A 13614-nucleotide genomic window follows, 5' to 3' on the forward strand; every position below is an offset into this window, starting at 1 on the left:
CGCTCAGCTACGAGCGTTGCGGATCCGAATGGAACTCCCGCGCGCGATCCCGCTCAGCCGCAGCCGGTGCTCCGGCTCCACTCGCGGCGACCGCGTTCGATCCCGGAAGAAACCGAAGCGGTTCTCCAGATCGATGGAGTCGATGACCGTCGTCCGCCCCACCGTGATGTCCAAGTTGCAGCCCAGGATGTCGATGTCGATCTCGACCACCCGGCTGAGGAACTCCGCCTCGGAGAAGTCGAGTCGCATCTCGCCGGCGCGCGCCTGCACGTTGACCGCCGGGGGAACCGTCCAGCGGCCATTGCGAACCAGGCTGGAACTGGTGAGTTTCAGATTCAGCGGCGTGTGCTCCGGAAGTGGGGCCACGACCAGTCCAGGCAGATCCACCAACAGGACGTTGAGCTCCTCCCTGGTGCGGGAGGTCAGTGCCTGATCGGCTCGATCACTGAATTCGTCCAGATCGATGAGGCCGAGAGCGACGGCCTTCTGGAGCAGTTCGACGACGTGTGCACGTTCGGCATGGGACACCCGGAGACGCCGTGGCGGCACCGGATCTGCGGTGGTCACAGCAGCAACCGTAGGTCATCTTCGGCAGGCGCGCGGCAGATTTGACGGGCCGGACCCATCGCTGTGGCGGACTTCAATCCTCGTCGAGTCCGTGCTCGATGGCGTATCTGGTCAGTTCGACGCGATTGTGCAGTTGGAGCTTGCGAAGTGTGGATTGGACGTGGTTCTCCACCGTTCGATGCGACAGCGACAGCCTGCTCGCGATCATGCGTGCGGACAGGCCTTTCGCGACGAACCGCAGCACCTCGGTCTCCCGATCGCTCAATCTCGGCGCGTCGGCGCCCCGCACCGACGCGATGCGCCGGTACTCGCCGAGGACCAGACCGGCCAGACCCGGCGTGAAGACCGCATCGCCCACCGCGGTCTGACGCACCGCATCCACCAACTCGGTGACCGAGGCCGACTTCAGCAGATATCCCGAGGCGCCCGCCTTCACCGCCTCCAGCACATCGGCGTGCGCGCCGCTCGCCGATAACACCAGGACCCGCACCTCCGGCAGCGACGCGGCCAGTCGCCGGATCGCCTGCACGCCCGACACGGTGCCGAGGTTGAGATCCATCAACACCACGTCGGGGCGGGCTGCCGCCGCGATGCGCACCGCGCTGTCGGCATCGGATGCCGTGGCCACCACGGAGAAACCGCGCTCGGACAGGTCACGGGCGACACCGTCCCGCCACATCGGATGATCGTCGACCACCATCACCGAGATGGCTTCGTCAGTCATGGCTTGCGCTCCCTTGCTCGGTCGTCGACTCGCGGTACCCGTGCCTCCCACTCGGTCCCCGCACCGGGGGCCGTCTCCAATACGAGAGTCCCACCCAGCGCGAGCACCCTGGCTCGCATCGAGAGATCCACTCCCATCCGACCCGCCGCCTGTGCTTGGGCGAGCCGATCAGGTGGGATACCGACTCCGTCGTCGCGCACGCTGAGGATCACCTCCTCGCCGAGGTCCTCGAGAAGCACCCAGGCCGAGGCGTTCGGGCCGGCGTGTTCGACGACATTGGCGAGGGCCTCCTTGACCATGGCCAACAACTCGGTCGCGGTGGTGACCGGCAGGGAGACCGGTGTCGCAGGCACCGAGACCTCGACGCGCGACGTGGCCAGCAATCGGAGCCCGACACCGAGGTCGATCTCGTCGGACTCGTTGGGTTCCTGGGCGGCCGTGCTCACCAGCGCCCGGAGCGCCACCTCCTGTTCCCCGGCCAGGGCGGCCAGTTCGGCGGCCTCGCCACCGAGTTCGGCACCGCGTCGGCGCACGCGGGCCAGTACCTGCAGGACGCTGTCGTGCACCATCCTGGCCAGGCGTTCCCGCTCGCTCGTCGCGGCTTCCAGCCGAACCGCCCTGCGGAGCTGTTCGGCCGAGTGCCGCGCCGTCTTCGACGCCAGGCCCAGTACGAAACCGACGCCGAGAAGTAGGACCGCATCCCGGGCGAGGTCGATATTGAGATAGCCCCTCGGCAGGATGTTGGTCACGGCGGCGAGCATCCCGGCGAGTACACCGAACAGCGGACCGCGATGCACCGCGACGACGACCACCGCGCCGGGCGCCCAGATCGTGGTGACCAACGGTGTCACCGACTCGTCGAGTTGAGCCGGACTCAGCACGAGTTCCGATGCGAGCACCAATGCCTGCGTGAGCATCAGATCGCCGAGCACCAGTGCATCGGTGCGCTTGGCGGGCTGTAGATACAGAACGGATGTGATCACCGTCCACACCGCCATCACGGCCAGCACGATCAGACCCAGTTCCGGCCGGATGTAGTCGTCCAGATTGACCGCGACACCGACTGCGGCGAAGGGCAGCGTGACGATCCGTAGGAACACTGCGGCACGCCACAACGGCGTAGTGCTGTTCACGTGACTGTGATTAACCGAGTTGGGTGCATCCGATCGCTCCACGTATGCCTCCTCCCGCCCCATTGTTGTGCCGTTCGTGTTTATCGCTACCCCCAGGTGGCCGTCTACTACTGTCCGGCTCGATATGCCAGGCTGACCTAAGGCCAGGGGAGGGGCCGGCGGCAGCGGGGAGCAGGCCGTCGGAGTGGATTTTCGCGGTGGTTCGTGCCGGGGAGCACGAATGCCGGATGGTTTCGCGTCGGCCCCCGACCCGTGAATTCGGGGAGGCACCGTGCGGAAGTGGTCGTTGTGGACACTCCCTCTGGGTGCCCTGTGCTACTGGCTGGTGATCGACGCGGCCGCCTTGGCCACCTCGGTCATCGTATTGATCAACACCGACCGGCCCACCGACATCGATCTCATCCGGTTCGCCGGGATCGCCGCCACGGCGACCGCCGTCATCGTCGGAACCTCGGTCTTCATCCAGTTGTCGCGCGAGTCCAATCGCAACCCGTGGTCGGTGCACGCCTGCTACCTGATCGCCGGAATCATGGTGCTGCCGCCGAATCTGCTGATCCTGTTGCTGCTGGGCCCGGCGCTCTCCGGCGTGCTCGGCCCGCGAATGGAGACGCACCGCTGGCTGTTCTCCACGGCGGGCACCGTATTGGCCACCCTGGGCGCCCGGTGGTTCCTCGGTTGGGACACCCCGAGCTGGAACCCGATCATGTTGCTGACGGCGGGTGCGTTGTTGGTGCTGGCCAGGGCAGCGATCATCGCCCTTGGTCTGCGGCTGCGCAGGCCGGACGCGCCGGGGACCGAGATCCTCGGCTCGCCGATCGACATCACCCTCGGAGTGGTGGCGGTGAGCGTCGGTGTGTTGATGGCCAAGGTCGTGGTCGACGAACCGTTGATGGCGATGCTGGCAGGCGCGCCGATGGTCCTGTTGGAACAGGTGGGGCATCTGCCGCAATGGCGGCGGTCGGCGCAGCGCGATTCCAAGACCGGCCTGGCCAACGCGATGTACTGGGATCGGCTGGCCAGCGTCGAATTGAGCCGAGCACGCGAACGGCGGACATCGACCGCCGTGCTGCTGCTGGACATGGACCACTTCAAGCGGGTCAACGACGATCTCGGGCACCTGGCGGGCGACTCCGTGTTGGCCGCCGTGGCCCTACTGCTGCGGACCAACATCCGCCGAGGCGACGTGGTGGGCCGGTTCGGCGGCGAGGAGTTCGTCATCCTGTTGCCCGCCACCGAACCGGCGGAGGCCGAGGCGATCGCGCAGCGGGTCCGCCGTTCGGTCGCGGCACTCCGGGTCCCGCTCACCACCGCCGAGGGCCAACCCCACGAGCTGGTGGGCCTGACGGCGAGCATCGGGGTGGCCACCAGCCAGCGCTTCGGCTACGAACTGCCGAGTCTGCTCGCGGCCGCGGACTCCGCCCTGCTTGCGGCGAAGGGTTCCGGCCGCAACCTGGTCACGATGGCCTGACCGGGAAACGGCGATCTTTCGGTTGCTCAGCCCTCTGCGGGACCGTCCTTGGGCTCGTCGTTCTCCGCAGTCTTAGTGGTCGCTGGACGCGCACCGGGCCTACGGATCTTGGGCGAGCGGGACTTGCCAGGGTTGAGCCGGTTCAACTTGGGCAGTGTCAGCCGAGGACGGCGGGGCTCTTCATCAAGCTCGGCCGAGGAATCCTGGCGCAGCGACCGGATCGCCTCGTTGACCACGGCCAGCAGTGGCACCACCAGCAGCGCGCCGATGATCTGCGCCTGCACGACACCGACGGCGATGGCCAACACCACCGCGAGCGGGTGCAGCCGGACCGCACGGCCGAGCAGCAACGGCTGGAGGACGTGGCCTTCGAGTTGCTGCACCGCCAGGACCACCAGCAGCACCAGCAGAGCGGTCACCGCATCCACCGTCACGAGCGCGACCAGCACGGCCACCGACCCTGAGAGCACGGCACCGATGATCGGCACGAAGGCGGCGAGGAAGACCATCGCGGACAACGGGATGGCCAGCGGGACTTCCAGGACGACGAGCCCGATGCCGATGCCCAGCGCATCGACGACCGCGACCAATGCGGTGGCGCGTACATAGCCGACCAGGGTGCGGAAGGAGCGCGTTCCCGCCGTGTGCACCCTGGTCCGCACGTTCTTGGGGGCGAACTGCACGAGGTAGGACCAGATCTTCGGTCCGTCGTGGAGGAAGAAGATCAGGGTGAACAGGGTCAGCAGGATGCCGGTCAGCAGCTCACCCACGGTCGCTGCGGTAGACAGTGCTCCCGAGGTGATGAGCTCCTGGTTCTCCTGCAGCATGTCGGTGAGGCCTGCCAGGAACTGATCGATCTGTTCCTGACGGAGATTGAGCGGACCATCGATCAGCCAGGTCCGGATCGTCTCCACGCTCGCCGTCAACCGAGTGATCATCTCGGGAAGGCCCTCGGTGAACGCACTGATGACGAAGGTCAGCACGCCTGCGACCACGGCCAGCCCGGCGATCAGTGTGATACCGGTGGCCAGTGACTTGGGAACCCCGATCTTGGTGAGTCGATTCACCACCGGGGACATCAGGGCGGCGAGCAATAACGCGACCGCGATCGGGATACCGACGACGCTGGTGCCGACGACGATCCACATCAGCACCCACAGCGCGGCGGCGATCACGAGGAAGCGCCATGCCACGGCGCTGGCGACCCGCAGACCGCGCGGGACCGACGAATCCACCGGATCTTCCTTGGTCTGCTTCAGCTCAGCCACATACTTACGTTAGCTCGTTGCCGCAGGTGCTCAGGACGATCCGCACCGTCGCCGCCAGGAGGTCGTGTGGCTGCTCACATCAGGTACTCCGCACTCACCGCATGTGAGCAGGGCGTGCTTCGCGGTTTCGCAGGCGGCGAGTTGCAGACCTTCCTCGACTCCGATGGCGACCGCGAGGTGCGAGGCGAATTCCTGAGCGGCCTGCTCACCGGGCTGTATCCGGTGCGAGCGACCGGGATTCCCGCCCTGCGCCTAGCGGGCGCTCGGGTGACCGGCCGACTTGATCTGGAGTCCGCTCAGGTTCGACACCTCATCGATCTGCGGGACTGCCGGTTCGACCAGGTCATCGATCTTCAGATGGCCAGCATCATCGGACTGCGGATGACGGGTTGTCGCGTGCCGGGGTTGTCCGGGCGCAACCTCTACGTCGGCAGCGACCTGGTTCTGGAGGACGGTTTCCACAGCGAGGACGTGGTCGACCTGACCGACGGCGAGGTACGCGGCACCTTACGACTCACCCGCGCGGTACTGCGCGGCCGCACGGGTCACGCCCTGCTCGCCGCGCGCCTGAAGATCGCCGGTTCCGTCGAGGCGAGCGGATTGCGGGCCAACGGCGAGGTCCGGCTACGCGGCGCCGAGATCGGCGGAAGTCTGCACCTGAGCGGTGCCCGGTTGGCGAATTCCCACGGTGCCGCACTGGAGGGAACCGGGTTGGTGGTCACGGGAAACATCTTCTGCGACCCCAAGGGCAGCAGATTCTCCGCGACGGGCCGCCTGTTGTTGACCGGTGCGCAGGTCGGCGGTGACGCCGTGTTCTCCGGCGCACACCTGGAGACCGCCGTGTCGGACCAGGGGGTCAGCATTCTCGCCAGCGGGCTGCTGGACAGCAACGCCGCTCTGGTCGCCGATCGAATCCGCGTGCAGGGCAATCTGGAGCTCAACGACGATCTGCGCGTGGTGGGCTCGGTTCGCATCCCCGCCGCGCAGATCGGCGGTCATCTGCATCTCTCCGGCTCGGTGCTCGGCCGTCCTGCCTCGGTGGCTCGGATGCCCGACAACGACACCATGTCGAACTCGCACGTCCCGGTGGCGTTGTTGGCCGACGGCGCCCGAATCCAGGGTGACCTCGATGCGAGGACCAAGGTCGGTGCCAGACACGGCAACGACACCGCGATGACCGCCTACGGCCAGGTACGCCTGGTCGACGCATCCATCAGCGGAAACGCCAGACTCAGCGGCGTTCGATTACACGGCCAGGGACTCGACGTGCTGTTCGCGGACCGCGTCACGGTCGGCGGTGCGTTCTTCCTGCAGTACCTCTACGCGCAGGGCTCGGTTCGATTGCAGAACGCGCAGATCGGCTCTTCGCTGGACTGCACCGGTGCGCGACTGGTGTTGCCGAGACGGCGAACGGATCGCAGCTACAAACCCTCACTGGACGTCCGGGCCGCCGTGGTCGGCAAAGACCTGTTGTGCAGCCGGGGATTCGTCGCGGTCGGCGGAGTGCGGATTCGGCTCGTCGAGGCGGGCAAACTCGTGAGCTTCGACAACGCGTTGTTGGGCATGGCCACCGCCGCCGATTCCGAGGGGACACTGGTCGCGCTCAACGCCTATGGGCTCATCGCCGTCCGGCTGGTGCTCCGGTTCGAGACGCCGCCGAAGGGCCAGGTGATCCTGCGGCGGGCTCGGGTGACGTCGATGTCCGACGGACCGGAGTTATGGGACTCGGCGGGCGGAGTCGATCTGGAGGATTTCGCCTTCCAGGCCATCGAAGCCCGCCCCTCAGTGACGGTCCAGACCCGGCTTCGGTGGCTGCGGCGAGTGGTGAAGAGCTACCTGCCCTCGCCCTATGAACAGCTGGCGAGGGCCTATCGCGAGTCGGGTGACGACGAGCAGGCCGATCGGGTGTTGCTGGCTAAACAGCAGCGTCGGTTCGCCTCGCTGGGACCGCTCGGGCGGGTGTGGGGCTGGTTGCAGGAATACACGGTCGGCTACGGCTATCGACCAAGGTTGGCGGGTTGGTGGTTGGTCGCGCTGTGGTTGGGCGGCGCCTGGTGGTTCGACCGGAACGAACTGACGGAACTCGACGACGGACAGAGTCCGGTCTGGAATCCCTGGTTGTTATCCGCCGATCTGTTGTTGCCCGTGGTCAATCTCGGTCAGGACGGAATGTGGCGGATCGACGGAGCCTCGCAGTGGGTGGCGAGTCTGCTGATCGCGGCGGGCTGGATTCTGGCGTCCACGGCCGCGGCGGGAACCACCCGGGTGTTGAAGCGTTCCTGAGTATTCGGCGCTCGTTGATTCCGGAAGAAATGTCTCACGCACCGTTGCGCCGCCACTCATTCAGGGGGATCCAAGGCTGCGGTGCATTCCGATAACGCGAACCGGCGGTGATCTTTCTCCGTCTTGGTCATCCGGTCCGGTGATCTTCGTGCTTCGGCCTAACACCAAGCCGTTCCGGCTGGGTACTGTGATCGCCGGATGCCAGGTAGCGATTGTTCCCCGGATTCCTCACTTCCGGAGTTCGACAGACCTGGTGCGAGATGAAGAAGCCGTTGTGTGTCGACCACGAAGGGCTAGCCGGTGTCGGAACAAGCTCGACAGCCACAGACAGGAGCCACCCGCCGTCTGCGGGTCGCGCTGTCTCGTGCGCTGTGGGTCTTGGGCGGTACGGCGGCGTGCACCGCAGCGGCATGGACTATCTCCGGCGTGGCCAGCGCGGAGACGATCACGACGCAGCCCGAGGTCGACAGGCCTTCCGGGTTGCTCGGCGGTCTCACCGAAGACGGCGTCTCGCGGCTCACCGACCTCGAGTTGATCGACACCGTCGACCAGGTGATCGAGATCCCGCTCGATGGGGCGTCTCGCCTGCTCACGGTCGACTCCGATGGCGGTAAGTCCGATACATCGGCTGGCTCGGAGGAGCCGGACGGTCCACTCCGTACCGTTATTCGGCCGATCGGTGAAGCCGCTGACGGCCTCACCGGCGGACTGGTCGGTTCGGAATCCGATCCCGATGGCGGACTCCTGCCCGCACCGCCCCCGCTGCTTCCCCTGATCGGTCTGTCCGATCCAGTCGAGGAAGCTGCAGACACCAACAAGGTGATCGCGGGCACCCCGCCTGCACACGGCGCGATTCGGCCCTTCGACCGTCCCACCGACAAGCCGGTGGCGGAGTCCGAAGAAGCCGAGGATTCCGAGTCCGCCGAGTCCAAGGCCAAGAAATCCGAGCGTGCGGCCGATTCCGACGCGTTCGGCGGCATCGTGGCGTCGGATCAGGCGCTTGCGCTTCCATTGCCGGTCGAGGCGACCGCGGTCGACATCGCCGAGCCGGCCGACGATTCCGATGAACGCAAGCGACTCTTCCCGGCGGGCGTTGCCCGAGGGTTGAATTCCGGAATTGCGCCACACGCCGCATCATCGATGAACTTCGGTTCCGCACTGACCGGGGGAATCATCCCCGGATATCTAGCAGCTGCCGTGCACCCGCCGGTCTCCATGACCGGCGTCACCGTGCAGCCCGCCGCCGTTGGCTCTTCGGCCGTTTTGGCCGAGCAGCCCGGCACCACTCCTGACTGATTCCTCCGCGCGACATCGGCCTAGTGGCTTGTCGTTGCGGGTCTTCATTCTGCCTGCGTGCGCTCGTCTCGCCGATGTCGTTTCCCGCAAATCCCTTCGGGTGTCGCCGTTCTGGCGATGACCGCAGAACGGTGGCCGGGTTCGCAGCGGGATCAGTTTCGTTGTTCAGACCGGCTCGGCCGCCTCGACATCGCTCTTGGGCAAACAAAGACGGAAAGGAGAACTCCCATGCAGACCTGGGCGAAGCACCGCAGAGATGAGCTTCCTACCGGCGGCACCATCCAGCCACGCCGAGGTTCGCTTGCGAGCGGAGACCACATCGAGGCTGCTCCGGACGGACTGCCGACCTTGGAGGAGTGCGGAACGCGACGTAGCGACCGGACCCGGTCCGGCGGCAGCCACTCTCGTTCCGACGACCAGGCGCCTGCCGGAGCCCATGCACTGCCGGACGCCTTCTCCGGGCGGCTCGCGCAGCGCAGCACTGCCCGAGAGCCCTTCTCCTTCCGTGCGGGCGTGCACCAGAGCGTCAAGGCGGCGCTGGTCACCGGCGGCCTACTCATGGCGGGCCAGGGCGTGGCATCGGCGGACATCGAACCGCCGGCGATCGAGCCCATCACCGGTTCCCTCGAGTGCTGCCCGGTGGTCGGCAGCTCGGCAGGCGCCCCCGAGTTCAACACCTCGTCCGAGGCGGCGCCGCAGTTCGCCGCTCGCGACAGCAACACCGAGATCGACACCGACACCGACTCGAAGGCATTCCGGTCCGCCGACGAGATCGGTTCCGGGACGGATGCTCCGACCGCCGCCCGACCGCTCGCCCCGGTCGAGACGGACCCGGCCCCGCTGCCTCGCGCCAGTGACTCCCCCGACCTCGCAGTTCAGCAGGAAAGCAGGAACACCATGACGATGCCTGCGGCCGATGACGCGGCACTTCCCACCTACTACGAACCCCGGTTCAGTCAGCACCGGGAGATCGCCGAGTACTGGAATCTCTGGGCCGACGTCAACTCTGCTCGGGGCAAGCTCTCCACGGAGACGTTGGATCGGTTGCCCGCAGGCCCGCTGTTCCACGGCCTGCAACCGGTGATGACGGGTCAGATCCTCACCGAGCCGGTGCAGCAGTCCCACGTCGACGCGAACGAGGTGACCACCGAGTTCAACATCAGCGAGCTGACCGGACGTCTGCATCAGGCCGCCACGACCGTCTCCGGGATCGCGCCGAAGCCCGCCCCGGCCCATGCGGCTCCCGAGGGCGGCCGAGGATCCGGCGCGGTGTCGTCGGTGCTGGACGCTGCGGTGACGGCGGAACTGCCGAGGATCTCCATCTCCACCCCGGCGCCGCGGCACCTGGCCGATGAGGCGGAACGCCGGTTGGTGGAGACGTCTGAGAGCATGCTGCCGGACGGCTCGGTGCTGCGTTTGGAGTCGCTGCCGCGCGAGGTCGTCCGGGCCAGCCTGAGCCGGGGGCCGCTGCCGATCGTGCCGATGGCCGAGGACGCCGACCCACTGGCGGTGTGGGGCGAGTGGCTGCCTGGCGCGGGCGATCTGCCCAGGATTCCCGAGCTGACCGCGATCGTGCGCAGTGCCGCGCTCTCCCCCGCCAGCGTGCTGCCCGAGATGGGCAAGCTCAGCGGCTTGGGTGCGAACCTGCCGCTGCCGGTGGCACTGCCGGAACCGGTGAGCCTGCCGGAACCGGTGGCACTGCCGGAACCGGTCGAGGATCGGACCGGACTCCCGGCGTCCTCGGGCGAGGTGGCTGCGGCTTCGAACGCCGGGGCGAAGGCAGAGCCTCGTTCCGACTCGGACGAGCTGCCGACGGCCGAGCTGTCCCTGCCTCGGTGGGCGGATGCGGATCCGACGTCGCTGTGGCTGCTGCCCGTGCTGCATGCCAAGTCGTGGGGATTGCCCAGCCCGACGGACCTGCCGATGTTCCCCGAACTGGAGGACGCCTTCGGTCAGGTCTCGCTGACCGATCCCGCGGTGATCTCGGTCAGCCTGCCCACGCCGACGGCCGCCGCCGAGCCGGTGGTCACGATCTCGGACGCTGCAGCACAGACGTGGCCTACCGAGTCCGACCAGCTCGAGGCATCGACCGATGTCGATGCTCGTCAGCTCGACCTGGGCAACCTGGGCGGTGCCCTGTCCGGCCCCAGCCCGCTGGACACCATCGAGTTCGACGCGCTCAACGACATGAACGGCCTTCCGCTGCTCAGCCGGGGCGAGGCACCTGCCCTGAGCATGCTGGACACGGTGGTGCTGCTGCGTTCCGTCACCGAGGACCTGGCCAAGGAGGAGCTGGGCGCCCGCCGCTGACGGTCTGTTCTCGACTCGCCGTCCCGAGGTGCACGGTATCGACGAACCCGTCGACGCCGCGCACCTCGGGACGGTCGTCTGTCCGGGGGACAGACTGTTTCTGCCGAGTATGAGTCGGGTGGCCTGCGATTCTGGGCGATGTCGCCGACCGACACGGCGGGGCGCGGGACACGGCGGTTCGGCGTAGATGAAGGAGATTCGTCGCTCGGGTCGACGATGCGGACTGATTAGCCTCTGCGGCGCAGGATCGTCTCGGCACGGTCGATCATCGCCACCGATCCGGCGCTGCCGTCGCTGGTGACCCACGCGGTTCGCAATTCGGGATGCAATCGGATGCGACCCAGCTGCATCGCACTGCCTGCCACTTCACGCACCTTCGACGCGATGGCGCCGCCGCTGCCTCTGGGGTGCTCGGCTACCACCGCGAACTCATCGCTGCCGAACCGGGCGACGGTGTAGTCCGCTCGCATGCCGGATCTGAGTCGGCAGGCGAGCATCGTCAACAGGTCGTCGCCGCGTTCGAACCCGTGAGCGGCATTGACCTCGGCGAGCCGACAGATATCCAAGAGCACCAGGGTGACCAGCGTCCCCCTGGTGCCGGCTCTGATCAGACTCTCCTGCAGCCGGTCGAGCAGCAACGCGCGGCTGGGCAGGCCGGTCAGCGGATCGAGCATCCCGGTGAGTCGACCCGGTTCGGCATCGACCGGGCGCAGGAACGACAGCAGGACGTCGACACCGCTCAGTCGGGCCGTGTGCAAGCCGACCCAGAGCCTCGCGGGCTCGGTGCCCGGCGCGGTGCGAAGCACCGGCAGCTGTAGCGCGCCCGAATGACGGCGCAGCTGGTCGATGAGATGGCCCGCGCTGGGCAGCGGTGCACCGGACTCGTCTCGCAGTGCTTGGTCGATTCGAATCCGACCTGCGGTCAGCTCCGCCTCGGGGATGCCGAGCAGCGTCGCTGCGAGTTCGTTCGCGGCGAGAACGTCACCGCGCATGTTCTGAAGCAGCACTCCGACCGGTAGTTCTGCGACGATGTCGCCCCAGACCGACCCGACTTCGCGTCGTGCCGCCGTACCCACGGCACTCATTTGGCCCCATACCTTCCGCCGAACGGAGCACTGTGGCTGAGCCTTCCTTGGGATTAGCCACAGTTCAAGTCAGCCGTGGCGCTCAGAAGGATGGTTTCCGCAGCTATGTGACAGCACAGAGTGACGGCGACGGGAACCGATGCTGCCCTACCCGGTGGTGATGCACCTTCGGAAGCTCCACCGAGACGCGAGTGCCGGTGATCATGGGTCGGTTCGCAGCAGTTCCCAGGTCGGGTAATGCGGGTCGAAGGATCGAAGGGGCCCCCGGTCTGTTGTCGACCGGGGGCCCGCAACGTGGATCGGAGAATGGTTTCGATCAGCCCTTGGCTGCGGCGCGGATGGGTGCGCCGACGTGGTGCATGTGCTTCAACGCGATGGCGTAGGACTCGATCAGGCCCGTCTCCTGATAGGGGACCTTCAGCTCGGCGCAGTAGTCGCGCACGATCTTCTTCGCCTTCGGCAGGTTGGGCGAGGGCATGTTCGGGAACAGGTGGTGCTCGATCTGGTAGTTGAGGCCGCCGAGCGCGATGTCGATGGCCACCCCACCCTTGATGTTCCGCGAGGTCAGTACCTGCTTGCGGAGGAAGTCGAGCTCGTCCTCCTTGGTCAGCGTCGGCATGCCCTTGTGGTTGGGCGCGAACGTGCAGCCGAGGTAGACGCCGAAGAGTGCCTGGTTGACCAGCAGGAACACGATGGCCTTGCCGACCGGCAGCACGGTGAACACCGCGGCCAGGTAGAAGGCGAAGTGGGCGAACAGCGTCACAGCCTCCCAGGCGCGGCCACGGAGGTTCGGCCGGAACAGACCTCGGACACTGGCCACATGCAGGTTGAAGCCCTCCAGGGTGAGCAACGGGAAGAAGAGGAACGCCTGCCTGCGGCCGATGAACTTGGCGATCCCGCTGCTGTTGCGTGCCTGTCGCTCCGACCAGATGAGCAGTTCCGGCGAGACGTCCGGGTCGAGCTCCTCATGGTTGGGATTCGCATGGTGGCGGGTGTGCTTGTCCATCCACCAGCCGTAACTCATGCCGACACCGAGATTGCCCGCTATTCGACCGGAGATCTCGCTGATCCGCCGCTTCCGGAACACCTGCCGGTGCGCGAGGTCGTGTGCGACCAAGGCGAGCTGGGCGAAGATCACCGCGAGGAAGGCCGCGACGGTGAGCTGCCACCAGGTGTCGCCCATCAGGAAGAACGTGACCCAGCCGCCTACGTACAGCAGGCCGACGATGCTCAACCTCGCGACGTAGTAACCGGGCCTGCGTTCGAGCAGTCCCGCATCGTTGATCCGCTTGGCGAGCTCGGCGAAGTCGCTACCCGTCGGCGCCGTGGCGGTCTCGGATGCCTCCGGCCGGGCTGCGATCGTGGCGGTCGCGGATCCGTCTTTCGCATCGCTCCGCGCGGCGACCCCGCCGGAGGGGGCTGCTTCAGTCATGTGCACTGATTCTACGGAGCAGCCCGCTGGATACAGTCAGGGTAGACG

Annotated in this window: 10 protein-coding genes; 4 read left to right on the forward strand and 6 right to left on the reverse strand. The window is 66.9% G+C overall.

Annotation, left to right across the window (positions count from 1 at the left end):
- Positions 1–3: 3 nt before the first annotated feature.
- The 3 genes from BKA25_RS00285 to macS form a co-directional block, all read right to left on the reverse strand.
- Complete coding sequence (locus tag BKA25_RS00285) at positions 4–567, reverse strand: DUF1707 SHOCT-like domain-containing protein (RefSeq protein ID WP_069853035.1); 564 nt, start codon at positions 565–567, stop codon at positions 4–6.
- Between the two features lie 73 nt (positions 568–640).
- The gene (locus tag BKA25_RS00290; RefSeq protein ID WP_069853034.1) at positions 641–1291 is read right to left on the reverse strand and encodes a response regulator; all 651 of its coding nucleotides are present in this window, start codon (positions 1289–1291) and stop codon (positions 641–643) included.
- On the reverse strand, positions 1288–2424 hold the full coding sequence (gene macS, locus BKA25_RS00295; protein WP_236750427.1) for a MacS family sensor histidine kinase: 1137 nt from the start codon (positions 2422–2424) through the stop codon (positions 1288–1290). Before macS ends, BKA25_RS00290 begins: the two co-directional genes overlap by 4 nt.
- Positions 2425–2695: 271 nt before the next feature.
- On the opposite strand from macS, the gene BKA25_RS00300 reads away from it, so the two are divergent.
- On the forward strand, positions 2696–3892 hold the full coding sequence (locus tag BKA25_RS00300; protein ID WP_069853031.1) for a GGDEF domain-containing protein: 1197 nt from the start codon (positions 2696–2698) through the stop codon (positions 3890–3892).
- 26 nt (positions 3893–3918) lie between these two features.
- On the opposite strand, the gene BKA25_RS00305 is transcribed toward BKA25_RS00300, so the two are convergent.
- The gene (locus tag BKA25_RS00305; RefSeq protein ID WP_069853029.1) at positions 3919–5160 is read right to left on the reverse strand and encodes an AI-2E family transporter; all 1242 of its coding nucleotides are present in this window, start codon (positions 5158–5160) and stop codon (positions 3919–3921) included.
- A 66-nt stretch (positions 5161–5226) separates the two neighbouring features.
- Here BKA25_RS00305 and BKA25_RS00310 point away from each other — a divergent pair, with 66 nt between their 5' ends.
- The 3 genes from BKA25_RS00310 (at position 5227) to BKA25_RS00320 (ending at position 11049) form a co-directional block, all read left to right on the forward strand.
- Complete coding sequence (locus BKA25_RS00310) at positions 5227–7443, forward strand: translocation/assembly module TamB domain-containing protein (protein WP_069853027.1); 2217 nt, start codon at positions 5227–5229, stop codon at positions 7441–7443.
- A gap of 300 nt (positions 7444–7743) precedes the next feature.
- Complete coding sequence (locus BKA25_RS00315) at positions 7744–8739, forward strand: hypothetical protein (protein WP_069853026.1); 996 nt, start codon at positions 7744–7746, stop codon at positions 8737–8739.
- Between the two features lie 228 nt (positions 8740–8967).
- Positions 8968–11049: a hypothetical protein gene (locus tag BKA25_RS00320; RefSeq protein WP_069853024.1), complete on the forward strand. Its 2082-nt coding sequence runs from the start codon at positions 8968–8970 to the stop codon at positions 11047–11049.
- A gap of 227 nt (positions 11050–11276) precedes the next feature.
- Here the strand turns inward: BKA25_RS00320 and BKA25_RS00325 are convergent, their stop codons facing one another.
- Together BKA25_RS00325 and BKA25_RS00330 are read right to left on the reverse strand one after the other, a co-directional pair.
- Entirely contained in the window at positions 11277–12134 is an 858-nt protein-coding gene (locus BKA25_RS00325; RefSeq protein WP_069853022.1) for a GGDEF domain-containing protein, read from the reverse strand.
- Between the two features lie 316 nt (positions 12135–12450).
- The gene (locus tag BKA25_RS00330; protein ID WP_084643496.1) at positions 12451–13566 is read right to left on the reverse strand and encodes a fatty acid desaturase family protein; all 1116 of its coding nucleotides are present in this window, start codon (positions 13564–13566) and stop codon (positions 12451–12453) included.
- Between the last annotated feature and the right edge of the window lie 48 nt (positions 13567–13614).

The sequence above is a fragment of the Actinoalloteichus hymeniacidonis genome (assembly GCF_014203365.1).
Lineage (GTDB): Bacteria > Actinomycetota > Actinomycetes > Mycobacteriales > Pseudonocardiaceae > Actinoalloteichus_A > Actinoalloteichus_A hymeniacidonis.